This window comes from Microbacterium sp. M3 (assembly GCF_033548675.1).
Lineage (GTDB): Bacteria > Actinomycetota > Actinomycetes > Actinomycetales > Microbacteriaceae > Microbacterium > Microbacterium arthrosphaerae.
Map to the genome: position 1 here is coordinate 492905 of NZ_JAWTZT010000001.1, position 26611 is coordinate 519515.

A 26611-nucleotide genomic window follows, 5' to 3' on the forward strand; every position below is an offset into this window, starting at 1 on the left:
CGAGGGGGTTGCGCCCGCGGGGAGGACGTGCCATGGCACCGTGCCCCGGTCAGCCCGCGACCCGGCCCCGGTCAGCCGCGGAAGTACGCCTCCGCCACGCGGGCGAGGTCCCACAGGTCGCTCACGCCGGCGAGCTCGCGCGCCGAGTGCATGGAGAGGATCGGGATGCCGACGTCCAGGGTTCGGATGCCCAGCCGCGTGGCCGTGATCGGGCCGATCGTCGAGCCGCACGGAACCGCGTTGTTCGAGACGAACTCCTGGCTGGTCACCCCGGCCTGCGCGCACCACTCGCCCCACGCCGCGGCCCCGGCGGCATCGGTGGCGTAGCGCTGGTTGGCGTTGATCTTCAGGATCGGGCCCGACCCGAGGACAGGCTGCACCACCGGGTCGTGCTTCTCGGCGTAGTTCGGGTGCACCGAGTGACCGACGTCGCTCGAGACGCACCACGACGCCGCGAGGGCCCGCAGCTGCTCTTCGCGGCCCGCGCCCAGTGAGAGCCAGAGCCGCTCGAGGACATCCGACAGGAAGGGGCCGGCCGCGCCCGAGCGGGTCCCCGAACCGACCTCCTCGTGGTCGAAGACCGCCAGCATCGCGATGTGGTCGGCGTCGTGACCGTCGGCCGCGCGCTCCAGAGCAGCCACCCCGGCGTGCACCGACGCGAGATCGTCCAGACGCCCCGAGGCGAAGAAGACGTCGTCGCGTCCGAACGTCGTGCCCTGCGCCGCGTCGGCCGTGACGACGTCGTACCCGCGGATGCGGGTGGCGTCCACGCCGGCCGCGTCGGCGAGTTCGCCGAGGAGGTCGGCCGACTCGACGGCGCCGAGGCCCCACACCGGCTGTGTCTGCGACTGCTTGTCGAGCGCAAGGTGGTCGTTCGCCTCGCGGTCGAGGTGAATGGCCAGCTGCGGAAGGCGCAGCAGCGGCCCCGTCGCGGCGAGGACGCTCGACCCGTCGTCGAGCACGAGCCGCCCGGCCAGGCGCAGCTCCCGATCCAGCCAGGAGTTGAGCAAGGGACCGCCGTAGATCTCGACGCCCGCCTGCAACCAGCCGAGGCGACCCGTGGTCGGCTTCGGCTTCAGCTTGAAGCCGGGCGAGTCGGTGTGCGCTCCGAAGATCCGCACAGGCGTGGCGGCCGACGCGGTGGAGGGCACGACCCACGCGATCGCCGCTCCGTCGCGCACCACGACGTACCTGCCACCCGCGGGGGCGGGCCAGCCCTCGGCCTCGTCGAGACGGGTGAACCCGGCCGCTTCCAGGCGCCGCGCGACCTCGGCGGCGGCGTGGAAGCTGGACGGCGACGCGGCTACGAACGTCGCCAGGTCGTCGGCGTGCGCGAGCGATCCGGCGGTCGCGAGGGCGGTGGATGAGGGCAAGGGAAGCCTCCTCGAACGGCGTGAGCGGTGCTTCGATCGTAGTTCGGAGCCCTCTTGCAGCCGTCGCCGACAGCCGCGTCCGGGCCACGTGATCGGGCCTTTTCCGGCCGGCCGCTCACATATAACGTTCAGGTAACGCACCGGAACCGTCCAGAAACGACGGCCAGACTCGGGGACTTGTGCCCGCCCGAACGGTCACACCGCGCCTCTCGCAGGCGCGCTTCGCTGATACGGAACCCGGTTTTTCATGCGCACCCAGACCGCCTTCTCGCCCGCCCGCCGCACTCTCCGACGAGCCGAACGCCGCTTCCGACGTCGTCCGGTGCTGGTCGCGGCGACACTCGCGATCGGCGTTCTGGCAAGTGCCGGATTCACCTCGGCCGCACCGGCATCGCAGGCCGCGGCATCCGGAACCCTCTCGAATTTCTCCCTCGCGTCGTTCACGACGGCATCCGTCACGACGGTCACCGGCGCCGACGCCCACGCGACGACCGACGACGTCTTCGCGGGAGCGTCCGCCGCCGTCACCGCGGCGACGACGGTCGCCTCCGACATCGCCGCGTCGGGACTCGACGTCGGTACGACTGAGACGAGCATCGACACGTCCGAGCTCGAGGCGGCCGTCACCCAGCTGCAGCGCGCGCAGGCCCTGCCGGCCGTGCACGCCGACGACTTCACGACGGCAGTGACCTCGCTCACCGCGACGGTCAACGAGCAGGCGCAGGGCCTGCGCGGCAAGCTGGACGCCGCGATCGCCCTCAAGGCGCAGCAGGAGGCGGAGGAGAAGGCGCGCAAGGAGGCCGAGGCGGCCGCCGCTGCCGCCAAGGCCGAGGCTGAGGCCGCCGCCGCTGCGGCGAAGAAGTCCTCCGGCTCGTCGGCGCCGAGCCCGGTCTACGCGACCGGCGGTGCGGTGGGGGGAACGAGCCCGGCCGACGCACAGGCCACGGCGCGCGCCATGCTGGGCGGCTACGGCTGGGGCGACGACCAGTTCGGATGCCTCGTCTCGCTGTGGCAGAAGGAGTCGGGCTGGAACTACCAGGCGTACAACCGCAGCAGCGGCGCCTTCGGCATCCCGCAGGCGCTGCCCGGCAGCAAGATGGGGAGCGCGGGCGCCGACTGGCAGACCAACCCGGCGACCCAGATCGCGTGGGGTCTCGGCTACATCTCCGGCCGCTACGGCACCCCGTGCGGCGCGTGGGGCCACTCGCAGTCGACCGGCTGGTACTGACGCGACTCCTGCGGGGCCGGCGCCCTCAGCGCAGGAACTCCGCGGGATCGAACTGCTCGATCGGAATGACGCGCACCCGCGGCAGCGGAGCGTCGAACGCCTCGGCGTCGTATTCGAGATCGAAGAACTCGACGCCCGGGATCGCAGCGAACTCCGCGCTGCGGAACTCGTGGAAGGCGACCACGGCGACGCGCCGCCCGTCGCCGGTGAGGCGCGCGAGGTCTTCGGCGAAGTCGCGGTCATGGCTGACCAGCGCGACGTCGTCGCGGCGATCGGCGAGCGCGCGCAGTGTGCGCTGAATGGCGATGTCGACGACCTTCTCGTCGGCGGGGCCTGACAGCGGCACCGGCTGGTAGCCGAGCGCGAGGAGCGCCTGCACGAACGGCATCGGCAGGTGCGCACTGGCGTTGAGGAAGAAGAGTCCCTTGGCCGTCGTGCCCCAGCGGTCCGACACGAAGCTCAGCAGGCGGTCCCAGCGCGGCCGCTCGTCGGGCTGCGGCCTCCTGCCGAGGATCGACCCGCCGAGGGTCGCGTCGATGTTCTCGCCGTCCACCAGCACCCAGCTGCTGCGCTCCACGCCCGCCTCTTCTCTCTGCGACTCGAACCCGAACGTAGCAGTGCCGCCGTCGCCCGCCGGAACCCGCGCCGGGTCTCACGGGGTGCGCTGGATCTTCTCGATCGCCTTGCCCCGGGCCAGCTCGTCGACGACCTTGTCGAGGTAGCGGATCTTCTGCATCAGCGGGTCGTCGATCTCCTCGACGCGCATGCCGCAGATCACCCCGGTGATCAGTCCCGCGTTCGGATTCAGCCGCGCCTCGCCGAAGAAGTCCTCGAACGTCGTGTGCTCGTCGAGGTGGCGCTTCAGCTCCGCGTCGTCGAAGCCGGTGAGCCATTCGATCACCTCGTCGAGCTCTTCGGCGGTGCGCCCCTTCCGCTCCACCTTCGCCACGTAGAGCGGGTACACGGCGGCGAAGCTGGTGGTGAAGATGCGGTGCATGCCCGTCAGGCTATCCCGCGCCGCCGCGCGGTGGGGCAGCAATCGCGGCCGCACGCGGACGCGCGCCGATGCCGACCCCGACCCGTCCCGGATGCCCGGGCTCGCAGCATCCTTCTCTCCGCGGGCCCCGCCCCGCAGCCGCCACCGCGGCGAGAGTACAGCTGGTCGCCCAGATGCTGGTTGGTTCCCTACGTCTCGTCCACCCGTTGCACTCTCGCCGACTCAGGTGCGGCGGGGAGGCGCCGCAGCCGGAAGAACGCGCGCGTTCTCCACAACAGCGGGACGCGCGCCCGGGGCGCCCGGAGACAGCGATGGTCCCGGTGGGTAGCCCTCCCACCGGGACCATCAGCGCGCCTGACGGGAGTCGAAGGCGACCCGAACGCCGTTGCTCGACCGTCTCGCGCTGCACTGAAGTTCACTGCTCCGCCAGCGTATGTCGGCGCGCCCGGACGCGCCGCCCGTTGACACTGCGGCGGCCGGACTGATAAACGCACGGTCGGATTGGCACGCACGGAGGGCAGGACCGATGCGCGTGGCCGCTCACTTCTCCTCGTCGACCACCGCCGCCAGCCGCCGGAACATCTGGTCGGCCGGATGCGCACGGTCGGCGAGGTTCGAGACGTTCGTGAAGACCGCGATCGTGGCGCCGGTCTCGGGCTCGTGGAACACGGCCGCCGTGAAGCCGAAGCCTTCGCCGTTGTGGCCCCACCAGCCCCCGGTCTCGCCCATGCCGAGTGCGTAGAGGTCGTACGGCGGGCCCACCTCGAGCGGGGCGCCCTCCTCGCGCTCGGCCTGCGTCTCGGGCTGCAGCATCGCGCCGGTCGCGAGGATCTCGCCCCATACCCGGGCGTCGTCCAGGCTCGAGACCATCGAACCGGCCGGCCCGAACACCGAGAGGTTGTCGGCCTGCGGCTCGAAGCCGCCGTCGACGGGCGCGTACCCCACGGGGTGCGGGGCGCTCCACGTCGCGACGTCGAGGTTGTACTCCGTGCCGTCCTGGCCGAGGGGTTCCAGGATCCGCTCCCAGAGCACGTCGGCGAACTCCTCGCCCGTCACCGCTTCGATCGTCGCGCCGAGCAGGTTGGTGTTGGCGTTCGTGTAGACCTTCCGGGCGCCCGGAGCGAACTGGGCCGGCTCGCCGAGCATGAATCCGTTGAGCTCGTCGAGCGTGAAGATCCGCTCGGGGTCTTCCGAGAACGCCTCGACGAACGCGTCTTTGGTGTAGTCGGCGTTGCCGCTCGACATGTTCGCCAACTGCCGCAGCGTGATCTCCTCGCCGTCGGTGACGCCGTCCACGTACTGCCCGATGCTCTCGTCGAGGCTGAGCAGTCCCTCGTCGACGAGCTGCAGCAGCAGGGTGACGGTGTACGACTTCGTGATGCTGCGCAGCGGCCACTGCATGTCGGTCGTGACCGGCACGTCCCCTTCGAGATCGGCGATGCCGGCGGCGCTCGTCCACGACCCCTGCTCCGGGATCCAGACGCCCACTGCGGCGCCCGGCACGCCGTACTCGGCCATGGTCTCGTCGACCGTCTGCTGCAGGCGATCCTGCAGCTCGGGCGACAGCTCACCCTCGGGCGCGGCCGGTCTGCTGATGGCGGGATCGGATGCCGTGGGCTCCGCGCTCGGCGCGAGCGCGGGCTCACCGGCACAGCCCGCCAGCACGAGCACCGCGGCCGCGAGCACCGTCGTTCCCGCCCATCGAGCCGGGCCACCGGGTCGCGACGACTCCGCACGCTTCGACATCGACCGTCCCCCTCGTGTTCGCCGAGTCCCGTCCCCGCGTCCACTCTGTCGTGCTCCGCCCTCTCACGACAAGCACTGTCACGACAAGCGCTCTCACGACAAGCGCTCTCACGACAAGCGCTCTCACGACAAGCACTGTCACGACAAGCGCCCCGGCCCGGGGGATCAGCCGCCGGCCGCCGGCAGGAGCGGGCGCAGGGCCTCCCCCATCACTCGCGCCATATCGGCGCTGATGGCGGCGGTGAGGTGGTGCGAATCGCGGTAGACGAGGGTGCTGCCGATGATCGCCGGGCACACCTCGTCATCGCACAGGTAGTCGTTGAGGTCGATCAGCGGGATGCCCCGCTCCCCGGTCGCGGTCCGCTCGGCCTCTCGGGCCGGGCCCGCCAGCGCGTCCGCGCGGGGCTTCGCGCACACCTCCGCCTCCGACAGGTGGGCCGACAGGCACGGCGCCGGATCCTCGTGCATGTCAGGGGTGTCGGCGATCACGGCCACCGGCGCGCTCAGCGCATCGATCGTGCGTCCGAGCGCGGCATCCCACGTCCTCGCGTCGTCCTCGACTCCGGGCGCGAGCTGCGGGTCGGTGAAGGTGCCCAGCACCACCAGCGCCGGGGGGTCGTCGTTGAGGCGTTCGATGACCGCATCGCGCCACGTCGCGCACTGCGGATACGGCGCGCCGCGGCGCAGGGTCTCGATGTCGGTCGCCGGGCACGAGCTCTTGGTGTGCACCTCGAGCGAGTAGCCCGCGGCGGTGGCGAAGCCCTCGAGCGCCGGGAACCACTGCGCCGCGTGCGAGTCGCCGAAGAGCACGATCCGCGGCGCGGCCGGGTCGCCGTACACGCAGCCCTCGGGGTCGGTCGACGCGATCCCGAGCATGCACCCGTCGTCGTAGAGCTCGGGCAGGCTGTCGCGCGCGTCGCGCAGCGCGGGTGCCAGGTTGTCGGGGACGAAATCGGTGCCCCGCGGCGAATCGACGATGACGGTTCCCGACGCCGCGCGCTCCACGTGCAGCGACCGGCTGTCGGCCACCGCGTAGGCCGCGCTGGCGACGCCGAGACAGGCCAGCGACCCCGCCACCGCGCCGATCAGGGTCACCCGTGCGCGCCGTCGGGTGAGGAGCGGTGCACGGCGCACCGGGTCTTCGACGAACCGGTACAGCAGCCATGCCACCGGCACGCAGGCGACGGCGATGAGCAGCGTCGCCCACAGCGGCAGCGGCCCGGGCACGGCGGCCGCGGGCAGCACCATCGCGGGCCAGTGCACGAGGTACAGCGAGTACGAGATCAGTCCCAGGAACGTCATCGCCCGCACCGACAGCATGGCGGTGGGCCCGCCGCGCGTCCGGCCCGCCGCGATCACGGCCGCCGTGCCGAGCACCGGCAGCGCTGCGGCCGCGCCCGGGAAGAGCGTCTCGGATGAGAAGAAGACGACGGATGCCGCGACCGCCGCGATCCCGAGCCACCCGACCGCGGGGGCCCAGCGCTCGGGCACGGCGCGCGCCCGATGCTGCAGCACCACCGCCACGATGCCGCCGATGCCGAGCTCCCACGCGCGGGACGGCAGCGAGAAGAACGCCCACGGCTGAGCGGTGAACGTGAGCCACACGCACAGCGCGAACGACCCTGCCACGACGCCGGCGAGCACCACCGTGAGCGCCCGCCTCGATCGCACGAGCACCCAGACCAGGGCCAGCAATGCCGGCCACAGCAGGTAGAACTGCTCCTCCACACCGAGCGACCAGTAGTGCTGGAACAGCGACGGGTTGGACGACTCGGCGAGATAGTCCGAGTCGGCGGCGGCGAAGAAGTAGTTCGGCACGTACAGCGCCGTCGCCACCGCACCGGCCCACACGTCGCGCATGAGCAACGGCGGGTACCAGATGAGCGCCGCCACGAGCGACAGCACCAGCACGACGAACGAGGCAGGCAGGATGCGCCGCACGCGCCGCGCGTAGAACTCGCCGAACCGCAGCCGCCCGTGACGCTGCAGCTGATCGAGCAGATGCGAGGTGATCAGAAACCCCGAGATGACGAAGAACACGTCGACGCCGACGTACCCGCCGGGGAGGAACGGCACCCCCGCGTGGTACAGCAGCACCGCCCCGACCGCGATCGCTCGCAGTCCCTGGATGTCGGCGCGGAAACCCGAGTGGTCGGGCTGGGCGCGTGCTCGGTCCACCACGACGGGCAGTCTAGGCGGGCCGGGTGACGCGACGGAGGGGTCTTGACGGCCCGCCCAGCGAGTGGCTAGCCGCGACACCTCCTCCCCTCATCCGCGGACCCCGGAGGGCATGTCCCACTTTCGTCCCTTCAAGGCCGCCCATGGGACCGAAAGTGGGACATGCACCGCCGAAAGTGGGACATGCATCGCTGAAAGTGGGACATCGGAGCACCGGGCAGCCCTACGGGCAGCGGTGATGCGCAACCCCTTGCCGAGGAGGGGCGCCGCCTGCCTACCGTGGGAGCACAGAGACGGGAGGCGCGATGGCCGACGAGCACTTGGCGGGACCGCTGATCGGTCCCGTCCCGCCGCCCGGCCTCCACGTGATGACGTTCAACGTGCGCCGCCGCATGGACGGCCTGGCCTGGCGGCGGGCCGATCGATGGCGGCATCGCGCGCCGGCGGTCCGCGCACTGCTGCGGGCCGAGCAGCCGGCGATCCTCGGCACGCAGGAGGCGATGCCCGGCCAGGCGGACCTCGTGCGCGACGCACTGGGTGCGCGGTACCGATCCCTCGGGCGAGGCCACGGCCCGCGCGGCACCGGCGAGGGCTGCCCGCTGTTCTACGACGCCGAGCGGCTCGAGCTCGTGGCATGGGAGCAGACCGCGCTCTCCGAGCATCCGCACGAGGGCGGCTCGCGGTCGTGGGGCAACCTGATCCCGCGCATCGTCGTCACCGCCCGCTTCCGCGATCGGGCGACGGGGCAACGCTTCACCGCGCTGAACACCCATCTCGACCCGTTCTCGCCGCGCTCGCGGGTGCGCTCCACCGACGCGCTCACCGCCATCGCCGACCGCGATCCGACGATCCTCACCGGCGACCTGAACGCCGGCGCAGGCTCGCGCACGCTGCGCGCCCTCCTCGACGACGGCCCCTGGCAGGACGCCTGGCTCACCGCCGCGCGCCGGGTGACGGCATCCGTCGGCACGTTCGCGAACTACCGCCCACCTCGCGACGACCGCCCCCGCATCGACTGGATCCTCGTGACCGCCGGCATCCAGGTGGAGCGCGCCGCGATCAACGCCTCCCGGTACGGCGGCGTCTGGCCATCCGACCACATGCCGGTGCAGGCCGTGGTGACGATGACCGACGCGGAAGGGGCCTCGTGATCGAGCGGTTCCTCTCCCCGCCCCGCAGCGGCGGCGAATGGGTGGCCGACGGCGTCCGGCTCGTCGGCGTGCTGAGCGTCGTCGCCGCGTTCGTCTGGTGGCGTCCGGCCGACGGGGGCGTCGTGGCGCTCTCGCTCCTCGCGCTGGTCGTGCCGCGTTTCGCGGGCGCGCGCCCAGGCTTCGACATCCTCTTCTGCGTCACGGTGCTCGTCGCGGCGTGGAGCAACGTGCTGCACCTCTACGAGACCGTCCCCGCCTGGGACCTCGTGGTGCATTTCGCGTGCACCGGCCTGCTGGCCGCGATGGCCTACGTCGTGCTCGCGCGGCTGCGGATCGTGCCGCCGCCCCGGGGCGACGACACGCGTCGCGCGACCCCGATCGTGCTGGTGACCGCGCTCGGGCTCGCGCTGAGCGCGCTCTGGGAGATGGTGGAGTGGGCCGGCCGCACCTTCATCGCCCCCGAGATCTTCGTGAGCTACCAGGACACGATCGGCGACATGGCCGCCGGGGGGCTGGGCTCGCTCCTCGCCGGGATCGTCGCCGGTGCCGTCAGGCTGACGGACGATCCCGCGCGACCTCGATGAGCCGCACGTCCACGCGGCCGTCGTCGACGACGGCGGTCATCATGGTGTGGACGGGCTGGCGCCGCCGATCCGTAGGCGATCCCGGGTTCAGCAGGCGCAGCCCGCGCGGCGTCGTGGTGTCCCACGGGATGTGGCTGTGCCCGAAGACGAGCACGTCGGCGTCAGGGTACGCGGCATCCATCCGCGCCTCACGGCGCTTCGCGTCGCCGGTCTCGTGCACCACCGCGAACCGGACGCCCTCGATCGTGCGGCGCGCGACCTCGGGGAGGCGCGCGCGCAGGTCGGGTCCGTCGTTGTTCCCCCACACCCCGAGCACCTCGCCGTGCTGCGCCAGATCGTCGACGACGGATGCCGCGACCCAGTCGCCCGCGTGGACCACGAGGTCGGCGGCATCCGCCGCCCGCCGCACGTCGTCGGGGAGCGTCCGCGCGCGCCCCGGGATGTGGGTGTCGGAGATGAGCAGCAGCCGCGTCGCCATTCCCCGATTCTCCCCGCCGCGCGCCACGATGTCGGAGATCTCTCGCGGATCGGACCGCCAAGAGCGGATCCCGCTGAGTCGCCGCAGATCTCCGACCTCGCGGCGACGCGGCGGGTGCCCCCGCCGCGCGCCACGATGTCGGAGATCTCCCGCGGATCGGACCGCCAAGAGCGGATCCCGCCGAGTCGCCGCAGATCTCCGACCTTGCGGCGACGCGACGGGCGCCCCCGCCGCGCGCCACGATGTCGGAGATCACCCGCGGGTCGGACCGCCAAGAGCGGATCCCGCCGAGTCGCCGCAGATCTCCGACCGTGTGGCGACGCGACGGGCGCCCCCGCCGCGCGCCACAATGTCGGAGATCACCCGCGGGTCGGACCGCCAAGAGCGGATCCCGCCGAGTCGCCGCAGATCTCCGACCGTGTGGCGACGCGACGGGCGCCCCCGCCGCGCGCCACAATGTCGGAGATCACCCGCGGGTCGGACCGCCAAGAGCGGATCCCGCCGAGTCGCCGCAGATCTCCGACCGTGTGGCGACGCGACGGGCGCCCCCGCCGCGCGCCACAATGTCGGAGATCACCCGCGGGTCGGACCGCCAAGAGCGGATCCCGCCGAGTCGCCGCAGATCTCCGACCTTGCGGCGACGCGACGGGCGCCCCCGCCGCGCGCCACGATGTCGGAGATCACCCGCGGATCGGACCGCCAAGGGCGGATCCCCCCGAGTCGCCGCCGATCTCCGACCTTGCGGCGACGCGACGGGCGCCCCCGCCGCGCGCCGCGATGTCGGAGATCACCCTCGGATCGAACCACCAAGGGCGGATCCCCCCGAGTCGCCGCCGATCTCCGACCTTGCGGCGACGCGACGGGCGCCCCCGCCGCGCGCCACGATGTCGGAGATCACCCTCGGATCGGACCGCCAAGGGCGGATCCCCCCGAGTCGCCGCAGATCTCCGACCTTGCGGCGACGCGACCGGGGACGCCCGCGCGCCGGGAACTCGAAGCTCGCTCCCAGGTTCGCGGGACCAAATCCGACGGGGCGGCGGTTTTTCTCTGTGACGCCGCAGCCAGCGGCGGCGAACCGGAGGAGATCGTGAGCAACGACTACCGCAAGACCCCCGAGGCCCTCAGCCGCCTCACCGACACCCAGTACCGCGTCACGCAGGAGGACGGCACGGAGCCTGCCTTCCGCAACGCGTACTGGAACAACCACGAGCCCGGCATCTACGTCGACGTCGTGTCGGGCCAGCCGCTCTTCTCGTCGGCCGACAAGTACGACAGCGGAACCGGCTGGCCGAGCTTCACTCGGCCCATCGAGCCCGACGCCGTCTCGACCAAGAAGGACTGGAAGCTGCTGCTGCCGCGCACCGAGGTGCGCTCGTCGGGCGCCGACAGCCATCTCGGCCACGTCTTCCCCGACGGCCCCCGGCAGACCGGCGGCCTGAGATACTGCATGAACTCGGCCGCACTGCGCTTCGTGCCCGCCTCGTCGCTCGAGGGCGAGGGCTACGGCGCCTACCGTCACCTCTTCGAGAACCTCAACCGGGACGAGTCCCAGAACCAGGAGCACGCATCATGACCAGCGGTCCTTTCGACACCGGAGAGATCACCCGCACCCCCGGCACCGAGACGGCGGTCCTCGCCGGCGGCTGTTTCTGGGGCATGGAAGACCTCATCCGCCGCCAGCCCGGCGTGCTCGGCACACGTGTCGGCTACACCGGCGGCGAGAACGCGCACGCGACCTACCGCAAGCACCCCGGTCACGCCGAGGCGGTCGAGATCGTCTTCGACCCCACCAAGACCACGTACCGCGACATCCTGGCGTTCTTCTTCCAGATCCACGACCCGTCGACCCTGAACCGCCAGGGCAACGACATCGGCTCGAGCTACCGGTCGGCCATCTTCCCGCTCTCCCCCGAGCAGGAGCAGGTCGCCCGCGACACGATCGCCGACGTCGACGCGTCCGGGCTGTGGCCGGGCAAGGCCGTCACCACGATCGAGCCCGAGGGTCCGTTCTGGGAGGCCGAGCCCGAGCACCAGGACTACCTGCTCCGCATCCCCAACGGGTACACCTGCCACTTCCCGCGCGCGGGATGGGTGCTGCCCAAGCGCGCCGACGCGACGGCATAAGCACGAGCGAGGAGCGGATGCCGCGACCCGGCCGGATCGCGGCATCCGTCGTCTTCGCGTCTAGATGCCCGCGGCGCTCACGTCAAGGGGATGCGATGCAGCGGTGCCGGCACGCACGCTGGAGTCATGAGTCAGATCATCGAGACCATCGACGTCGACGTTCCCATCTCCATGGCCTACAACCAGTGGACGCAGTTCGAGAGCTTCCCGAGCTTCCTCGACGAGGTCGAGTCGATCACGCAGCTCGACGACACGCACACCCACTGGAAGGTGAAGGTGGGGCCGTTCGAGCGCGAGTTCGACGCCGAGATCACCGAGCAGCACCCCGACGAGCGCGTGGCGTGGCGCAGCACCGGCGGCGAGACCGCGCACGCCGGCGTGGTGACCTTCCACAAGCTCGACGACCACAAGACCCGCGTCACGGCCCAGATCGACTGGGAGCCGACCGACGCCATCGAGAAGCTCGGCTCGCTCGTCGGCGCCGGAAAGCACGCGGTCAAGAAGGATCTCGAGAATTTCAAGGAGTTCATCGAGAAGGCCCCGCGAGAGACGGGCGCCTGGCGCGGCGACGTCCCGCGCTGACACAAGACGTGATGACGGATGCCGCGACCCGTTCAGGGTGCGGCATCCGTCGTCCAGGGGTCACCCGACGCGTTCGACGGGCTGGCGGAGGATCGTCCGCAGCTTCTCGGGCGCGGTGCGGCGCGGATCGCCGAGGTAGATCTCGTGGTGGCGGCCCCGCATGCGCAGCCCTTCGCCGGGGATGAAGCGCTCGTGCATGTCGGCGAGCACGGGCGCCTCGTCGTCGTACGAGCCGAGGTGCAGCGTCTGCACGCAGAGGCCCTCTGAGAGCTCCTCCCACCGCAGCAGCCCGACGGCGGCGGAAGCCGCCTTCTCGGCGGCGGCCCGGCGGGCGCGCTCGAGGTGGTCGTCATGGATCCACGCGGGGACGAGGCTCATCATCGTCCAGCTCCACCGCGACTTGTCGCGCTCCGTGGTGAAGGTCGCCATGTCGTCCGACCACCACAGGCCCTCGAGCGGCATGACGACGTAGTCGCGGCCCAGCTCCCGCTTGCTCAGGAACTTGAGCGTGTACGCGACGCCGAAGATCGCCGCGACCGCGTCGCGGTAGTCGCTCGCCACGTTCGGATCGCCGTGGCCGTCCACCATCAGGTAGCGCAGCGGCGGCACGTCGACGATCTCGAAGGACCCCTTCGGCGCGGTGTACGCCGCGATCGTCTTCTTCAGATCCGCCTTCGTCTTGGGATCCGCGTTCGTCACGAGCCGTCGTCCGCCGTGCGGGACTGACCGCGGCCCGACGACTCGGCCTTGCGCGCACCCGCCTCGAGCACGTCGCCCGCGGGGAGCTCCTGGTGACCGCCGAACTGCAGGCGCATCGCCGACAGCACCTGGTTGGCGAAGTGGTCTTCGTCGCGCGACGCGAACCGCTCGAAGAGCGACGCGGCGAGCACCGGCGCCGGCACGCCGGTGTCGACGGCCGCCTTCACCGTCCAGCGCCCCTCGCCCGAGTCCGAGACGCGCCCGGCGAGCCCGTCGAGGGTCGGATTGCCGTGGAGCGCGGCGGCCGTGAGGTCGAGCAGCCAGGACGAGATCACCGACCCGCGCCGCCACAGCTCGGCGACCTTGGGCGTGTCGATCGTGAACTGGTAGAACTCGGGCTCTTCCAGCGGGGCGACCTCTGCCGAGTGCTCCGCCTCCTGCACGCCGGCGTCGGCGTGCTCGAGGATGTTGAGGCCCTCGGCGAGCGCCGCCATCACGCCGTATTCGATGCCGTTGTGCACCATCTTCACGAAGTGCCCGGCACCGGACGGGCCGCAGTGCAGATACCCGAGCTCCTCCGGGGCGAGGTCGCCCGACCTGCCCGGCGTGCGCTCGACCGCGCCACCGCCGGGCGCGATGGTGCGCAGCACCGGCTCGATGCGGCGGAACGCCTCATCGGGCCCGCCCACCATCAGGCAGTAGCCCCGCTCGAGGCCGAACACGCCGCCGCTCGTGCCGACGTCGACGTAGTGCACGCCGGTGCTCTGCAGCGCGGCGGCCCGCCGGACGTCGTCGCGGTAGTTGGAGTTGCCGCCGTCGATCACGATGTCGCCGGGCTCGAGAAGTGCGGCCACCTCGTCGACCACCTTGCCGGTGAGACCCGCGGGGATCATCAGCCAGACCGCACGCGGCGCCTCGAGCTTCGACACCAGGTCGGCCAGGCTCGAGGCGCCGACGGCGCCCTCGGAGGCGAGGCCCGCGACGGCATCGGCGCTCACGTCGTACACGACGCACTCGTGGCCGTCCCGCATCAATCGCCGGACGATGTTGCCGCCCATCCGGCCGAGGCCCACCATTCCCAGTTGCATCGCCGTTCCTCCGCTCCTCGGTCGGGCGCGCCGCAGGGACGCCCCGTCCTCCACTCTAGGGACGCCCCCGGACGCGTTCACCAGGGTCTTGACGCGCCGACCCGGCGTCAGGGTGTCGGCGATCCGCCGGTGACCGCGAGCGTCTCCCCGGCGACGTAGCTCGACTCCGCCGAGGCGAGGAACACATAGGCGGGCGCCAGCTCGGCGGGCTGCCCGGCGCGGCCCAGCGGAGTCTGCTCGCCGAAGCTCTCGATCTTCTCCTGCGGCTGCCCGTCGGTCACCTGCAGCGGCGTCCAGATCGGTCCCGGGGCGACCGCGTTCACGCGGATGCCCTTCGGCGCGAGCTGCTGCGCGAGCGCCTTCGTGAAGGCGTTGATCGTCGCCTTCGTCGAGGCGTAGTCCACGAGGATCTCCGACGGCTGGTACGCCTGGATCGAGGTGGTGTTGATGATCGTCGAGCCGGGGCGCAAGTGCGGGAGCGCGGCCTTGGTGATCCAGAACATCGCGTAGACGTTCGTCTTGAAGGTGTCGTCGAACTGCTGGTCGTCGAGGGTCGCGAGGTCTTCGTGGAAGATCTGCTTGCCGCCGTTGTTGACGACGATGTCGAGCCCGCCGAGCCCCTCCACGGCGCGGGCCACGAGATCGCGGCAGTAGCCGGCGTCGCGCAGATCCCCCGGGAGCGTGAGCGCCGTGACCCCGGCGTCCTGGAGGATCCCGGCGATGCGCTGCGCGTCCTTCTCCTCCTCGGGCAGGTACGACATCGCGACGTCGGCACCCTCGCGTGCGAAGGCAATCGCCGTCGCCGCACCGATGCCCGAGTCGGCGCCGGTGATGAGCGCCTTGCGCCCGGTGAGCCGCCCCGTGCCGCGGTAGGTCTCCTCGCCGAGGTCGGCCCGGGGCTCGAGCTCGGCATCCAGCCCCGGCTCGGGCTGGTGCTGCTTCTTCGGATCGAAGCCGGCGTACATCTCAGCGGGGTTGGTGAACGTGTACTGGTCGCGCTTGTCGGTAGCCATGCCTCACGGTAGGCAGGCCCCGGCACGCGCGCTCCGGGGTTGCGCCCGCGCGGCCGGATCGATACGGCGGCCGGATACTCACGCGTCCCGCGGCGGTCAAGTCCCTCTCGCGCGCGGGGTTCGCTCCCGCACACTGGCAGCACCCCGACCGAGGAGGCACCCATCGCCCACGTCCCCGCCGACGCGCTGACGGTGTCGGTCGTCATCCCCGTCAAGGACGACGACACCGAGCTCGCCCGCTGCCTGCGCGCCCTGCGCGGGCAGTCGCGACCGCCCGACGAGGTGGTCGTCGTCGACAACGGATCGACGGATGCCTCGGCCGCCGTCGCCCGCGCCGCCGGTGTCCGCGTGGTCCGGTGCGAGGCGCCGGGCATCCCGGCGGCGAGCGCTCGCGGCTACGACGCCGCGACGGGCGACGTGCTGCTGCGCCTGGACGCGGACTGCGTGCCCGACGAGAGGTGGGTCGAGGCGATGGTCGCGGCCTTCGCCTCCCGCCGCGACGTGGCGGCGTTCGTGGGCGGTGCGCGCTTCATCGACGGTCCGCCCGCGCTCCGGACGCCGCTGGCTGCGGCGTATCTCGGCGCCTACGGGGCGGTCGCGACGGCGACGCTCGGCCACCTCCCGCTGTTCGGGTCGAACATGGGGATGCGGGCCGGCGCGTGGCGCGGCATCCGCTCGACGGTCCACCGGGATGATCCCGAGCTCCACGACGATCTCGATCTCGCGTTCCACCTCGGCGGACGCGGCCGCATCCGCCTCCTGCGCGGGCCGGCGATGGGCATCTCGATGCGGCCCTTCGGAAGCGGCCGCAGCTTCGCCCGCCGCGTGCTGCGCGGGTTCCGCACCGTGGTCGTCCACTGGCCGGCGGACTTCCCGCCGGTGCGGTGGACGCGCCTGGCCCTGCTCAGCGCCGTCCGAAGCCGGCGAACACGGCGTGCAGCAGCGGCAGCGCCGAGACGCCCATGAGCACGAAGCCGAACACCGGCGCCTGCAGCACGAGGACGCCGCCCCCGATGAAGAGGCCGGCGAAGAGCACCGCCGAGACGATGCGGCGGCTCGTGCGCTCGAGGGCCCGCAGGCGCTGATCGAGGCGCGGCGTGTCGACGGCGAGCCGGCCGTCGTCGATCTTGGTGACGAGGTCGTCGAGCCGCCGCGGCAGCCGCGCCACGATGCCCGCCATGGCGGCCGCTTCGGCGGCGACCGCCTGCGCGGCGTTGCCCCGCTCGTCGCGCAGGAGCTGCGCGGCGTAGGGCTCCACCGCGTCCCACACGTTGAAGGCGGGGTCGAGCGAGCTGCACATGCCCGAGGTGAGCGAGACGGCGCGCACGATGAGGAGGAAGTTCTCCGGCAGCTGGAACGGCAGCGCGCGCATCACGTCGCCGAACTGCACCGCGAAGTCGCGGAACTCCCGCGGGTCGACGTCCTTCAGCTCCGCGAAGCCCATGCCGCCGAAGCGGGCGAAGAGGGCGGTCATCGCCCGCTCCAGCTCGGCGGTGTCGGCCGAGGGCAGCAGCACTCCCAGGGCGCGAATGCTCTCGATCATCTGCCGGCTGTTGCGGGCGGCGACCGCGATGATGAGGCGCTGCAGGTTGCGGCGCAGTCCGTCGGGAACCTCGCCCATCATGCCGAAGTCGATGAAGGTGAGCGTGAACGCCCGCTCCCCCGGCGCGGCGCCGTCAACCGGGGTGACGAAGATGTTGCCGGGGTGCGGGTCGGCGTGGAAGTAGCCGTCGACGAACAGCTGGTCGAACATCACGTTGGCGAACGCGGTGGCCACCTGCGACGGGTCGATGCCCGCGGCGCGGAGGCCGTCGACGTCGTTGATCTTGATGGCCGTCACGTCGGCGAGAGTGAGCACCCGCCGCGTGGTGCGCTCCCACGCGACCTCGGGCACGGCCACGCGTCCGTCGCCGGCGAAGTTCTCGGCGAACCGCTCGGCATTGCGGGCCTCGTGGAGGTAGTCGATCTCCTCACGGCTCGTCGCGGCGAACTCCTCGAGGAGCGCCGGCAGGTCGACGTGCTCGCGCACCACCCGCACGCGGCGCAGCCATCCGGCCACCCTGCGCAGGGCCGCCAGGTCGACGTCGACGATCGCGTCGATGCCCGGCCGCTGCACCTTGACGACGACGTCGGCGAACCCGGTCTCGGCGGCGTCGGCGGCCGTGAGCCGGGCCCGGTGCGCCTGGCCGAGGGATGCCGCGGCCAGCGGCTCGGCGTCGACCCACTCGTAGGCGCGGTCGAGGTCGACGCCGAGCTCCGCCTCGGCGAGCGCGCGGATCGCGGCGAAGTCGACGGGCGGGACCTCGTCCTGGAGCCCTTCGAGCTCCTTCGTGATCTCGGGCGGCAGCACGTCGAGGCGGGACGACATGAACTGCCCCACCTTGATCATGAGTCCGCCGAGCTCGACGGCCAGGCCGTGGAAGTTCCGTGCGAGGGTGCGCAGCCGCCGCGCGCGGCCCCGGGCCGCGACGGCGGCGAGCCCGATGCGCGGCAGGAAGAGCTCATACCACCACGCCTGCACCATGTAGCGCCCGGCGAAGCGCAGGATCCGGCGATAACGCGCGCGCGGACCGGCGACGTCGGCCATCGATTCTCCTCAGATCACGGGAGCCCCGGATCCTCGGGCAGGCGTCCGGCAGGCGTCCGGCAGCGGCAGTCAGTCCTGGGCGAGGATCGAGTAGAGCTTACGACGCGCCTCGTCCAGCACGTCGACCGCCTGCCGCACCTGCTCCGGCGTTCCCCCGCGGCCCACCTGGGCCGCTGCCTGCGCGAGCTTCGCGCCGGCCTTGGGAAGATCGCTCACCCGGCCGGAGTCCTTCGCGCCGAACGACTCCCAGGGCGCGGATCGCGCACCCTCGGCGCCTGCCTCGGCGCGGCCCGCCTCGGTCAGCGAGTACGTCTTCTTCCCGCCGGACTCCTCCGCGACGATGAGCCCCTCGTCGGCGAGCATCTGGAGCGTCGGATAGACCGAGCCCGGGCTCGGCTTCCACGCGCCGTCGCTGCGCGTCTCGATCTCCTGGATGATCTGGTAGCCGTGCATCGGCTTCTCCGCGAGGATCGCGAGCACCGCGGCGCGCACGTCGCCGCGCGCCATGCGCGGCGAGAACTTCTGCTCGAACGCGTCTCGCAGCTGGTCCATCGCATCCCAGAGACTGCCGGGAATGCCGGCCCCCTGACCGCGGTGTCGTGGACCGAACGGATCCCCCGTGAATGAGCCGCTCATGACGACCTCCTCTGACGACTGCCTTCCGATAGCCCGACGATACATAGCGATATATCGCTACACAAGGCCTTCGGCATCCTCACCACCCCATCGATCCCCGGACGCCCTTGAACGGTCCGACGATCTCGGGCGTGATCCAGCCTCCGTAGAAGGTGCCCGGCTGGGGCACGACCGGCACCCCGTCGACGCTGCACGCGTCCATTCCCTGCGCGTAAACCGCGACCCGGCCGACAAGCTCTTCGAAACCCGGGCGGGGGTCCGGGTAGGTCCACGCCGCGCGGGGGCGCACCTCGTCGCCGCCCCGCACGTCGAAGTAGCGGGCCCCGCCCTTGAACTCGCAGTACGACGAGCCCGCTCCAGAGGTGAGCGCCCCGTCGGCGAACGCCGGGATCGGGAGGTAGTAGACCGGCGGATGACTCGTCTCGAGCACCCGGACGACGTCGGCGGTGTCGACGATCGGCCGCCCGCCGAGCTCGATCCGCACCCGCCGATCGACCCTCTCGACACGGGGCGGGCGCGGATAGTCCCACACCGATTCCTGGCCGGCGCCGACCGGATCGCGCTGTGGTCGCATGTGTTCTCCTTCCGGGGTGAGGCGGGGACGGGTTCGCGCGCCCGCCGTCAGGCGAAGCTCAGCTGCCCGCGGACGATGGAGTCGCCGGAATGGTTCGGGTCGCCGTCGATCGGCTCGAACGAGATGTCGACCAGGTCGTACTCGGTGAGGTCGATGCCGGCCGGGATGGGGAACGAGCCCGCGGCCCCTTCGAGCACCCCCAGGCTGATGAGCGCCTGCCCGTCGTTGCGGATCAGCCACACCTCGCGGTAGTCGTCCGATTCGGCGTCCCCCTCCAGCGTGACGGTGAGGGTGCGCTCGCCGTCGCGGGACTCGTCGATCTCGGCGGTGCCCACCGCCGTCGGATGCGACGGGAAGGCGTCCAGCGACGCGCTCGCGATCGACACCGGCGCGAGGCTCGACGAGATGCCGACCCATGCCCCCGCGCCCACGACGGCCACGAGGACGAGGGAGGCCGCGAGCACCCACAGCCTCCGCGCCGAGCGGCGCCGGCGACGGTCCGGTGCGGCCTCCGCCGGGCGAGCGGGTGCGATCTCGGCGGCTGCGGCCGCCGGATCGGGTGCTCCCTCCGAGAGCGCATCGGGATCATCGGCCGGCTCCGCCGTGGAGGCCACGCCGGCGGGCGCCAGCGGATCGGCGACGACCGCCTCACCGAGGCCGAGCTCGTCATGGATGCGCCCCCACACCCGTGCGGGCGGGGTGTCGAGGTCGGCTTCGTCCATGGTCGAGCGGCCCACCACGACGGCGTGGGTCAGCTGCGTCATCTCGGCCGTGCACGCGGGGCACGAGGCGAGGTGAGCGCGCTCCGCCTCGGACGCGACGGGTTCGCCCATCGCGAGCAGGGCGAGCTGCTCGGGGTCAAGGTGCGACACGGGTCACCTCCAATCGGTCGCGCATGCGCATGAGGCTTCGCCTGATATGGCTCTTCACGGTACCCAGCGGCATGTTGAGCCGCCGCGAGATCTCGTCGTGGGTCAGGTCGTCGTAGAACGCCAGCCGCATCACGGCGCGGGCGTCGGGCTCGAGCTGCTGCAGCTCGTTGGCGACGAGGAGCGTCTCCGACAGGTCGGGCGGCTCCCGCACCAGGTCGTCGGGCGAGGTCACCCGCTCCATCTCCGCCTGGATCGCGCGGATCTTCGCCCGCGACTCGTGCGTGTCGGCGATGCGCCGCCGGGCGATGGCGACGAGCCAGGTCGACAGCCGCGCCTTGCGCGCGTCGTACGAGGCCCGCGACGTCCACGCCGAGACGAAGGTGCGCTGCGTGACGTCCTCGGCGTCGCCGCGGTCGCCGAGCGATCGCAGCGCGAGGGTGAAGACCACCGGCGACCACCGCCGGTACACCTCCGCGAGGGCCGCTTCATCGCCGGCCACGAAGCGCGCGTTCAGCTGCGCTTCGGCATCGGGGTCGGCATCCGTCTGCACTGTCTCTCTCCGCTTCTGGCGTCATCGAGGTCGCGCGATGGCGACGACGTTATCGCGATAGTGACCGGTCGTGGGGTCGAAGGGGCCGCCGCACGTGATGATGACGAGCGCCGGTGCGCCGTCGCGGGCGAACAGCTCTGCTGTGGGGAGCGCGGTCTTCTCGTAGAAGGTGACCGACTCGACCGCGTACGCACGGGCGGTGCCGTCCGCGGCCTCCAGCGTCACCGGCGCGCCCGCGGGGATGTCCCGCAGGCGCGCGAGGGGGCCGATCGGGTATCCCGGCGCATCGACGTGGGCGGCCAGCATGATGTGCCCGGCGGTGCTGGCCGCGTCAGGTCCGAACCGGTACCAGCCGGCGACGGCGGGATCCACCGGCAGCTCCATCTGGCCGCTCGGCTCGACGCCCACACCGGTCACCGGGAGATCGGCGCCGATGGCGTCGATGCGCACCCGCACCGGCGCGACGGCGTCGACGGGCGCGGCCGGCGTCGCGGGCGACACCGGCACCTGCACAGCCGGAGTGGGAGCGGGGGGTGGGGCGGACGACGCGCCGCTGGGGGTCGGCGCTGTCACCCCCGCTCCCACGGCCGCGCAGCCCGCGAGGCACGCCGCGAGAGCCGTGAGGGTGAGAGCCGAGACCATCGACTGCCCCCACCGGCCGGTTCGCGGCGTGCCCCGGGTCATCAGCGCTGCGCTCCGCGACGTGCGCGGACGGCGACAGCCGTGCCCGCGGCGAGCGCGATGGCGAGCGCCCCGGCGGCGCCCATGAGCAGGAGCGCGGTCGCGTTGTCGCGCTCGGCCAGGTACCCGGCTGAGCCGGAGGGCACGCCGCCCGGGTTCGAGTGCAGGCCCGACACCGTCTGCGCGGCGATGGCGAGGTTGCCCTCTTCGGCGCTCCCCCACGCGTAGAGGATCGTCAGCACGCCGTCCTGGATCTGCACGTCGGTCGGGCCGAGCACCGGCGTGGTCTCTCCGGCGAGGGCGACGGATGCCGAGACCGTCGAGGCCGGCAGGTTCAGCGTCGCCTCGTTCGGGTTCGTCAGGTCCTCGATGACCGGGGTGCCCCCGGCGAGCACGTCCACCGCGGGAGCCGCAGCGACGTGACGGACCGTGAGGCGGCCCTCGCCGGCCGCCGTGGCCGCCGTGTCGTTGGTGAACAGGTTCAGACCGGGCTGACCCTCCGCGGTCAGGTGGGCCACCGCGGTGTAGTTCATCCCTGCCGCGAGGGTGAGCGTGGCGGGGCCCAGCACGGGAGCACTGGCGTCGGCGGCGTCGGTGGCGGTGAGCGCCACCTCGTAGTCGCCGGCCGGCAGCTCGAGCGGCCCGGCGAGGTCGCCCGGCTGGAAGTCGTCGAGCGTCAGCTCGCCGTTGACGTAGACGTCGACGGGGGTGTCGGGGATGCCGTGCAGCACCGAGAGCTGCGCGGACGTGCCTGTCGCGGCCGATGCGGGCGCCGCGAACCCGAGTGCGGCGATCATGCCGATGGCCAGACCGGCGGCTGCTGTCTTGCGCACTGTCTTCCTCCTCATGAAGGGGCGGTCGTTTCGCCGCCCTGTGAAGATGCATTCCGCTGCATACGCCGGGATGGATGCACCAAGGCGGAAGTTCTGCGCGAGGCACCGGCATCCGCCTTCATCCATCGCGGCCTCGCAGTGTCAACCCCTCGCGCTTTCCGAGGCGCGATACGTAGCGTGCGACGGGAGCGAAAGGATCCGACATGCTCCGCGCACTCGTACTCAACTGCACCCTGAAGCCCTCCCCCGCCGAGTCCAGCGGGGAGCTCCTCGCCCAGCAGGTGCTCGACGCCCTCGCCGAGCACGACGTCACCGGCGAGCAGGTGCGCGTCGTCGACTTCGACGTGAAGCCGGGCGTGCAGGCCGACATGGGCGACGGCGACCAGTGGCCGCAGATCCGCGAGAAGGTGCTCGCGAGCGACATCCTCGTCTTCGCCACCCCGACCTGGATGGGCCACCTCTCGAGCGTCGCGCAGCGGGCGCTGGAGCGCTTGGACGCGGAGCTGTCCGAGACCGACGACGAGGGCCGGGCGCTCCTGGCCGGCAAGGTCGCGGTGACCGTCGTGGTCGGCAACGAGGACGGCGCCCACGCCATCACCGCCGACCTGTACCAGGCGCTCGGCGACGTCGGCTTCAGCATCCCCTCGCAGGGCGGGGTGTACTGGAACGGCGAGGCGATGCAGAAGACCGACTACAAGGACCTTCCCCAGACGCCCGAGAAGGTCGCGTCGACGACCGCGACGCTCGCGCGCAATGCCGCGCATCTCGCCACGCTGCTGCGCGAGCGCCCGTACCCCGCCCCGCCGCAGTGACAGCGCGGTCGGTGCGGGTGGGTCGGCGCGTCAGGCGCCGTACTCCTCCTGCCACCGCAGCCACACCTCGCTGAGCGTCGGGTACGACGGCACCGCGTGGCGCAGCCGGTGCAGCGGCACCTCGCCGACAATCGCGACCGTCGCGGCGTGGAGCATCTCGGCGACGTCCGGCCCGACGAAGGTCGCCCCGACCAGCACCCCGCGCTCGTCGTCGACGATCGCGCGCGCCTGCCCCCGATAGTGGTCGGCGTACGTGCTCGCGCCGGCGAGCCACGACAGGTCGTAGTCGAGGACGCGGATGCCCATGCCCGCCGCCTGCGCCGACTTCGCGGTGTGGCCGACCGCCGCCACCTCCGGGTCGGTGAAGACGACCTGCGGCACGACGGCGTGGTCGGCGGTCGCGACGTGGCGACCCCACGGCGCGTCGTCGACCTCGCCGCCCCGGGCACGCGCGGCGATGACGTCGCCCGCCGCACGGGCCTGATATTTGCCCTGGTGCGTCAGCAGCGCGCGATGGTTGACATCGCCCACCGCGTACAGCCAGTCGGTCCCGCGCACGCGCAGGGTGTCGTCGACGTCGAGCCAGCCGCCCGGTTCCCGTCCGATGGTCTCGAGCCCGATGTCGCCGGTGCGCGGGACGCGCCCGGTCGCGACGAGCACCTCGGCCGCGCTGACCTCCGAGCCGTCCGACAGTGTCAGGACCACCTGATCCGACCGGCGCTCCACCCGCTCGACCTCGACGCCCGAGCGGACGCGGGCGCCGGCATCCGTCAGCGCCTTCGCCACCGCCTCCCCGGCGAAGGGCTCCACCCCGCCGAGGAGGCCCGACCGCGCGATGACGGTCACCTCCACGCCGAACCCCGTGAAGAGGGTCGCCATCTCACTGCCGACGACGCCGCCGCCGAGGATGGCGAGGGATGCCGGGACCTCGCGCACACCCGTCGCGTCGCGGCTCGTCCACGGCTGTGCGTCGCGGAGACCCGGGATGTCGGGGAGCAGCGCGGCGGTGCCCGTGCACACGGCGACCGCGTGCCGCGCGACGAGGACGGTGGCCTCGCCGTCGGCGCCGTCGACCGTGACCTCGCGCTCGCCCGTGAGCCTGCCGTGTCCGCGCACCAGGTCGATGCCGGCGCCCTGCAGCCACTCCACCTGCGAGGAGTCGTTCCACTCGTGGACGACGGCGTCACGCCGGCGGAGAGTCGCGGCCACGTCGACTGTGCCGGTGACGGCCTGCCGGGCGCCGTCGACGTCGCGCGCCGCGCGCAGCGCGCCCGCGCTCCGCAGCAGCGCCTTCGACGGCATGCACGCCCAGTACGAGCATTCGCCGCCGACGAGCTCCGACTCGACGATCGCTACCCGCAGGCCGCCCTGCGTCGCCCGATCGGCCACGTTCTCCCCGACGGGGCCGGCCCCGATGACGACCAGGTCGTATTCGCGTCTGCTCATGCGCCCACGGTATCGACCGCCGGGGACGCGCGGGCAATCCGTTCCCCGGCGGGCGCCGAACCCCGCACAGATCACGTTTCGAGTCAAGGTTTCCGGCAAATCGGGCGGGATGTCGGGGACCTGTGGTTTTCTGGGGTCTCCGCCGAAAGGACAGCATGGCGATCGAATTCCGCGCGGTTTCCAAACGGTTCGCCGACGGCACCCTCGCTGTCGACGACTTCTCCCTCACCATCCCCGCCCACAAGACCACGGTGCTCGTGGGGTCGTCGGGGTGCGGAAAGACGACGCTGCTGCGCATGATCAACCGGCTCGTCGAGCCGACCGGCGGAGTGATCACGATCGACGACGACCCGATCGCCGACCGCGACCCGGTGAAGCTCCGGCGCGGCATCGGCTACGTGCTGCAGAACGCAGGCCTCCTCCCCCACTTCTCGGTGGTCGACAACATCGCGACGGTCCCGGTGCTGAACGGCGTGCGTCGTGAGCAGGCGCGCGCGCGGGCGCTCGAGCTGATGGACGTCGTCGGACTCGACCGCACGCTCGCCAAGCGCTACCCGAGTCAGCTCTCGGGCGGCCAGCAGCAGCGGGTCGGCGTCGCCCGGGCGCTGGCCGTGGATCCCAACATCCTGCTGATGGACGAGCCGTTCGGCGCGGTCGACCCGATCGTGCGCAAAGAGCTCCAGACCGAGACCATCCGGCTGCAGCGCGAGCTCGACAAGACCATCGTCTTCGTGACGCACGACATCGACGAGGCGTTCCTGCTCGGCGACCAGGTCGTCATCCTTCAAAAGGGCGCGCACATCGCGCAGGTCGGCAGCCCGAGCGAGATCATCGAGAACCCCGCCGACGACTTCGTCGCAGAGTTCATCGGCGCCGACCGCGGCGCCCGCGCGCTTCGCGTCAAGCGGACCGATCGCGGCGCCGTGCTCGTCGACGGGGCAGGGCGCACGCAGGGAGTGCTGGTCGAGGAGCAGTCATGAACTGGGTGCTCGACAACCTCGACCTCATCGGCGCGCTGACCGTCGACCACCTGCGACAGAGCATCATCGCGATCGTCGCCGGCTTCGCGCTGTCGGTGCCGATCGGCTGGGCGGCCTTCCGCTACACGAAGCTGCGCGGCCCGGTGCTGACCTTCATCGGGCTCCTGTACACGATCCCGTCGTTCGCGCTGTTCGCACTGCTGACGCTCTTCGGCGTGCCTTATCTCTCCGAGCTCAACCTCGTCGTGGCGCTCACGATCTACGCCGTCGCGATCATGACCCGCTCGGTGACGGACGGCCTCGCCTCGGTCGATGCGGTGACCCGCTCCGCGGCGGTCGCGGTCGGGTTCGGATCATGGCGACGGTTCTGGACGGTGGACTTCCCGCTGGCCGGGCCTGTCGTGCTGTCCGGCCTGCGAGTGACCGCGATGTCGACCATCTCGCTCGCGACCGTCGGCGCACTCATCGGCGTCGAGAACCTCGGCTACCTGTTCACCAACGGGTCGCAGCGCCGCATCATCGCGGAGGTCTTCGCGGGCGTCGTGGCCGTCGTGATCATCGCCCTCGTCATCGACGCGCTGCTCATGCTGGCAGGACGAGCCCTCATGCCCTGGACCCGACGCACCATGCCCCGTCGAGTGACCCAGCCCCGGGTGGTGACCGCGTGAATCTTCTCGCCGAGGCCTTCGCCTGGATCTTCTCGCCCGCGAGACTCACGGGCTCGCTGCCCCTGCCCACTGCCATCGCGCAGCACCTCGCGTTCACCTTCGGCTCCGTGGCCATCGCCGCCGCGATCGCCATTCCCATCGGCTACCTCATCGGCCACACCGGACGTGGCCGAGAGATCGCGGTCTTCCTCTCGGGCGCCGCCCGCGCCCTTCCCGCGCTGGGCCTGGTCGTGCTGTTGTCGCTCCTGCTCGGCGTCACCTTCAAGACCGAGGCGGCGGTCGTCGCGTTCGTGGTGTTGGCGATCCCGTCCATCCTCGCCGGAGCCTACGCCGGCATCGAGGCCATCGACCGCACCGTCATCGACGCAGGTCGCGCGATGGGAATGACCGAGTGGCAGATCCTGTTCCGGATCGAGATGCCGCTCGGACTCGCACTCCTCATCGGCGGACTCCGCTCCGCCACGCTGCAAGTGGTCGCCACGGTGACCATCGGCGCCTACATCGGCGTGGGCGGCCTCGGATTCTTCATCCTCCAGGGCATCGGACTCCGCGATTTCGTCGAGATCCTCGGCGCTTCGATCGTCGTCGTCGCGCTCGCCCTCGCGCTCGACGGGCTCTTCGCGCTCCTCGCCCGTTTCGCCGTGCCGCGCACCGACGGGCCGCGCGTGCGCGCCGCCCGTCTCTCGCGCGCCCCCGTGCCCGTCCCGCAGGTCTCCCGCTGATCCCCACCA

28 protein-coding genes are annotated in these 26611 nt (G+C 71.9%); 11 read left to right on the forward strand and 17 right to left on the reverse strand.

Annotated elements, in window-relative coordinates:
- Positions 1 to 71: 71 nt before the first annotated feature.
- Positions 72 to 1373, reverse strand: a complete 1302-nt coding sequence (locus R8Z57_RS02200) for a M18 family aminopeptidase (RefSeq protein ID WP_318352115.1) — start codon at positions 1371 to 1373, stop codon at positions 72 to 74.
- A 247-nt stretch (positions 1374 to 1620) separates the two neighbouring features.
- Here R8Z57_RS02200 and R8Z57_RS02205 point away from each other — a divergent pair, with 247 nt between their 5' ends.
- The gene (locus R8Z57_RS02205) at positions 1621 to 2601 is read left to right on the forward strand and encodes a lytic transglycosylase domain-containing protein (RefSeq protein ID WP_318352116.1); all 981 of its coding nucleotides are present in this window, start codon (positions 1621 to 1623) and stop codon (positions 2599 to 2601) included.
- A gap of 25 nt (positions 2602 to 2626) precedes the next feature.
- Here R8Z57_RS02205 and R8Z57_RS02210 read toward each other — a convergent pair whose 3' ends face one another.
- The 4 genes from R8Z57_RS02210 to R8Z57_RS02225 form a co-directional block, all read right to left on the reverse strand.
- Positions 2627 to 3178 carry an NYN domain-containing protein gene (locus tag R8Z57_RS02210; protein ID WP_318352117.1) on the reverse strand — a complete coding sequence of 184 codons (552 nt, stop codon included), beginning with the start codon at positions 3176 to 3178 and terminating at the stop codon, positions 2627 to 2629.
- 75 nt (positions 3179 to 3253) lie between these two features.
- Positions 3254 to 3598 (reverse strand): DUF2200 domain-containing protein, encoded by a 345-nt coding sequence (locus tag R8Z57_RS02215; RefSeq protein WP_318352118.1) that lies wholly within the window; start codon positions 3596 to 3598, stop codon positions 3254 to 3256.
- Positions 3599 to 4138: 540 nt separating this feature from the next.
- Entirely contained in the window at positions 4139 to 5344 is a 1206-nt protein-coding gene (locus tag R8Z57_RS02220; protein ID WP_318352119.1) for a serine hydrolase domain-containing protein, read from the reverse strand.
- Positions 5345 to 5509: 165 nt separating this feature from the next.
- Complete coding sequence (locus R8Z57_RS02225; protein WP_318352120.1) at positions 5510 to 7525, reverse strand: acyltransferase family protein; 2016 nt, start codon at positions 7523 to 7525, stop codon at positions 5510 to 5512.
- Between the two features lie 302 nt (positions 7526 to 7827).
- On the opposite strand from R8Z57_RS02225, the gene R8Z57_RS02230 reads away from it, so the two are divergent.
- Both R8Z57_RS02230 and R8Z57_RS02235 read left to right on the forward strand, forming a co-directional pair.
- Positions 7828 to 8673 carry an endonuclease/exonuclease/phosphatase family protein gene (locus tag R8Z57_RS02230; protein ID WP_318352121.1) on the forward strand — a complete coding sequence of 282 codons (846 nt, stop codon included), beginning with the start codon at positions 7828 to 7830 and terminating at the stop codon, positions 8671 to 8673.
- Positions 8670 to 9257: a DUF2238 domain-containing protein gene (locus R8Z57_RS02235; protein WP_318352122.1), complete on the forward strand. Its 588-nt coding sequence runs from the start codon at positions 8670 to 8672 to the stop codon at positions 9255 to 9257. Before R8Z57_RS02230 ends, R8Z57_RS02235 begins: the two co-directional genes overlap by 4 nt.
- On the opposite strand, the gene R8Z57_RS02240 is transcribed toward R8Z57_RS02235, so the two are convergent.
- Positions 9223 to 9735, reverse strand: a complete 513-nt coding sequence (locus R8Z57_RS02240) for a metallophosphoesterase family protein (protein WP_318352123.1) — start codon at positions 9733 to 9735, stop codon at positions 9223 to 9225. The two genes, R8Z57_RS02235 and R8Z57_RS02240, sit on opposite strands and share 35 nt — an antisense overlap.
- 1087 nt (positions 9736 to 10822) lie before the next feature.
- Between R8Z57_RS02240 and msrB the strand changes: the two genes are divergently transcribed.
- The 3 genes from msrB to R8Z57_RS02255 all read left to right on the forward strand — a co-directional run bounded on the left by msrB (position 10823) and on the right by R8Z57_RS02255 (position 12441).
- Entirely contained in the window at positions 10823 to 11308 is a 486-nt protein-coding gene (gene msrB / locus R8Z57_RS02245) for a peptide-methionine (R)-S-oxide reductase MsrB (protein WP_318352124.1), read from the forward strand.
- On the forward strand, positions 11305 to 11859 hold the full coding sequence (gene msrA, locus R8Z57_RS02250; protein WP_318352125.1) for a peptide-methionine (S)-S-oxide reductase MsrA: 555 nt from the start codon (positions 11305 to 11307) through the stop codon (positions 11857 to 11859). The genes msrB and msrA overlap by 4 nt, the downstream gene beginning before the upstream one ends.
- Positions 11860 to 11985: 126 nt before the next feature.
- Positions 11986 to 12441 carry an SRPBCC family protein gene (locus R8Z57_RS02255; RefSeq protein ID WP_318352126.1) on the forward strand — a complete coding sequence of 152 codons (456 nt, stop codon included), beginning with the start codon at positions 11986 to 11988 and terminating at the stop codon, positions 12439 to 12441.
- A gap of 60 nt (positions 12442 to 12501) precedes the next feature.
- Here R8Z57_RS02255 and R8Z57_RS02260 read toward each other — a convergent pair whose 3' ends face one another.
- The 3 genes from R8Z57_RS02260 to R8Z57_RS02270 form a co-directional block, all read right to left on the reverse strand.
- The gene (locus R8Z57_RS02260) at positions 12502 to 13140 is read right to left on the reverse strand and encodes a GyrI-like domain-containing protein (RefSeq protein ID WP_318352127.1); all 639 of its coding nucleotides are present in this window, start codon (positions 13138 to 13140) and stop codon (positions 12502 to 12504) included.
- Positions 13137 to 14228, reverse strand: coding sequence for a phosphogluconate dehydrogenase (NAD(+)-dependent, decarboxylating) (gene gnd / locus R8Z57_RS02265; RefSeq protein WP_318352128.1), 1092 nt, complete (start codon positions 14226 to 14228; stop codon positions 13137 to 13139). Before gnd ends, R8Z57_RS02260 begins: the two co-directional genes overlap by 4 nt.
- 107 nt (positions 14229 to 14335) lie before the next feature.
- On the reverse strand, positions 14336 to 15241 hold the full coding sequence (locus R8Z57_RS02270) for an SDR family oxidoreductase (RefSeq protein WP_378722452.1): 906 nt from the start codon (positions 15239 to 15241) through the stop codon (positions 14336 to 14338).
- Positions 15242 to 15433: 192 nt separating this feature from the next.
- On the opposite strand from R8Z57_RS02270, the gene R8Z57_RS02275 reads away from it, so the two are divergent.
- Positions 15434 to 16207: a glycosyltransferase family 2 protein gene (locus R8Z57_RS02275; protein WP_318352129.1), complete on the forward strand. Its 774-nt coding sequence runs from the start codon at positions 15434 to 15436 to the stop codon at positions 16205 to 16207.
- Here R8Z57_RS02275 and R8Z57_RS02280 read toward each other — a convergent pair.
- The 7 genes from R8Z57_RS02280 to R8Z57_RS02310 form a co-directional block, all read right to left on the reverse strand.
- On the reverse strand, positions 16146 to 17828 hold the full coding sequence (locus R8Z57_RS02280; protein ID WP_318352130.1) for an ABC1 kinase family protein: 1683 nt from the start codon (positions 17826 to 17828) through the stop codon (positions 16146 to 16148). The two genes, R8Z57_RS02275 and R8Z57_RS02280, sit on opposite strands and share 62 nt — an antisense overlap.
- Positions 17829 to 17897: 69 nt before the next feature.
- Positions 17898 to 18464, reverse strand: coding sequence for a PadR family transcriptional regulator (locus R8Z57_RS02285; RefSeq protein ID WP_318352131.1), 567 nt, complete (start codon positions 18462 to 18464; stop codon positions 17898 to 17900).
- 79 nt (positions 18465 to 18543) lie between these two features.
- Entirely contained in the window at positions 18544 to 19038 is a 495-nt protein-coding gene (locus R8Z57_RS02290; RefSeq protein ID WP_318352132.1) for a DUF427 domain-containing protein, read from the reverse strand.
- A 47-nt stretch (positions 19039 to 19085) separates the two neighbouring features.
- On the reverse strand, positions 19086 to 19910 hold the full coding sequence (locus tag R8Z57_RS02295; protein WP_318352133.1) for an anti-sigma factor: 825 nt from the start codon (positions 19908 to 19910) through the stop codon (positions 19086 to 19088).
- Complete coding sequence (locus R8Z57_RS02300) at positions 19897 to 20460, reverse strand: RNA polymerase sigma factor (protein WP_318352134.1); 564 nt, start codon at positions 20458 to 20460, stop codon at positions 19897 to 19899. Before R8Z57_RS02300 ends, R8Z57_RS02295 begins: the two co-directional genes overlap by 14 nt.
- A 21-nt stretch (positions 20461 to 20481) precedes the next feature.
- Positions 20482 to 21033: a class F sortase gene (locus R8Z57_RS02305; RefSeq protein ID WP_318352135.1), complete on the reverse strand. Its 552-nt coding sequence runs from the start codon at positions 21031 to 21033 to the stop codon at positions 20482 to 20484.
- Positions 21034 to 21143: 110 nt separating this feature from the next.
- On the reverse strand, positions 21144 to 21974 hold the full coding sequence (locus R8Z57_RS02310) for a DUF4397 domain-containing protein (RefSeq protein WP_318352136.1): 831 nt from the start codon (positions 21972 to 21974) through the stop codon (positions 21144 to 21146).
- Between the two features lie 203 nt (positions 21975 to 22177).
- Here R8Z57_RS02310 and R8Z57_RS02315 point away from each other — a divergent pair, with 203 nt between their 5' ends.
- Positions 22178 to 22786, forward strand: coding sequence for a flavodoxin family protein (locus tag R8Z57_RS02315; protein WP_318352137.1), 609 nt, complete (start codon positions 22178 to 22180; stop codon positions 22784 to 22786).
- 30 nt (positions 22787 to 22816) lie between these two features.
- On the opposite strand, the gene R8Z57_RS02320 is transcribed toward R8Z57_RS02315, so the two are convergent.
- Positions 22817 to 24232, reverse strand: a complete 1416-nt coding sequence (locus tag R8Z57_RS02320; protein WP_318352138.1) for an NAD(P)/FAD-dependent oxidoreductase — start codon at positions 24230 to 24232, stop codon at positions 22817 to 22819.
- Positions 24233 to 24387: 155 nt separating this feature from the next.
- Between R8Z57_RS02320 and R8Z57_RS02325 the strand changes: the two genes are divergently transcribed.
- From R8Z57_RS02325 to R8Z57_RS02335, 3 genes are read left to right on the forward strand one after another with little or no spacing between them, the layout of a single operon-like run.
- Complete coding sequence (locus tag R8Z57_RS02325) at positions 24388 to 25212, forward strand: ABC transporter ATP-binding protein (RefSeq protein ID WP_318352139.1); 825 nt, start codon at positions 24388 to 24390, stop codon at positions 25210 to 25212.
- Entirely contained in the window at positions 25209 to 25880 is a 672-nt protein-coding gene (locus tag R8Z57_RS02330; RefSeq protein ID WP_318352140.1) for an ABC transporter permease, read from the forward strand. Before R8Z57_RS02325 ends, R8Z57_RS02330 begins: the two co-directional genes overlap by 4 nt.
- On the forward strand, positions 25877 to 26602 hold the full coding sequence (locus tag R8Z57_RS02335; protein WP_318352141.1) for an ABC transporter permease: 726 nt from the start codon (positions 25877 to 25879) through the stop codon (positions 26600 to 26602). Before R8Z57_RS02330 ends, R8Z57_RS02335 begins: the two co-directional genes overlap by 4 nt.
- Positions 26603 to 26611: the final 9 nt, after the last annotated feature.